Genomic DNA, 856 nt, shown 5'->3' with positions numbered 1-856 from the left:
TCGCGTTCCGAATATAACCTCTGTACCGTCTGAATGGATGTTTTGTTTCCGGTGGCCTTCCTACTCGGAAATAAAGCCACCAGACAAAATATAAAGATAAAGTTTAGGGAGTCAGAAATGTCCAGCATAGCACGGGGCGCTCCGGCGACCACCCCGGCGGAGGAGCGTAAGGTTATTATCGCTTCTTCGCTCGGTACCGTTTTCGAATGGTACGACTTCTACCTCTATGGGTCTTTGGCTGCGACCATTGCAAAGCAGTTCTTTTCCGGCGTGCCGGAAACCCAAGCGCTGATTTTCGCGCTGCTGGCGTTCGCCGCCGGTTTTGCCGTGCGCCCCTTCGGCGCCGTCTTCTTCGGACGTATCGGCGATCTCGTCGGCCGGAAGTACACCTTCCTCGTGACGATCATCATCATGGGCGCGTCGACCTTCGGGGTCGGTATTCTGCCGACCTACGCCCAAATCGGCGTTGCCGCGCCGATTATCCTCATCATTTTGCGCTTGCTGCAAGGCTTGGCGCTGGGCGGTGAGTACGGCGGCGCTGCCACCTATGTGGCCGAACACGCCCCCCAGGGTAAACGCGGTGCGCATACGGCGTGGATTCAAACGACGGCAACGATGGGGCTGTTCCTCTCGCTGCTCGTGATCCTCGGGTGCCGCAATTATTTCGGCCCGAAGGATTTCGATGATTACGGCTGGCGCGTGCCGTTCCTGATCTCGATCTTCCTGCTGGCGATCTCGGTCTGGATTCGGACGAAGCTGAATGAATCGCCGACCTTCCAGCGCATGAAAGCTGAAGGCAAGCAGTCAAAAGCTCCGTTGACCGAAGCTTTTGGCGAGTGGAAGAATCTGAAGCTCG

The 856-nt window shown here is 57.0% G+C and carries 1 protein-coding gene; it reads left to right on the top strand.

Annotated features, from left to right (window positions below):
* Positions 1-117 precede the first annotated feature (117 nt).
* Positions 118-856 (top strand): MFS transporter (locus VZ95_RS18925; protein ID WP_045777244.1); only part of this gene is annotated, 739 nt, incomplete at its 3' end.

This window comes from Elstera litoralis (assembly GCF_000963705.1).
Taxonomy (GTDB): Bacteria; Pseudomonadota; Alphaproteobacteria; order Elsterales; family Elsteraceae; genus Elstera; species Elstera litoralis.
This window is presented reverse-complemented; position numbering and strand designations above follow the sequence as displayed.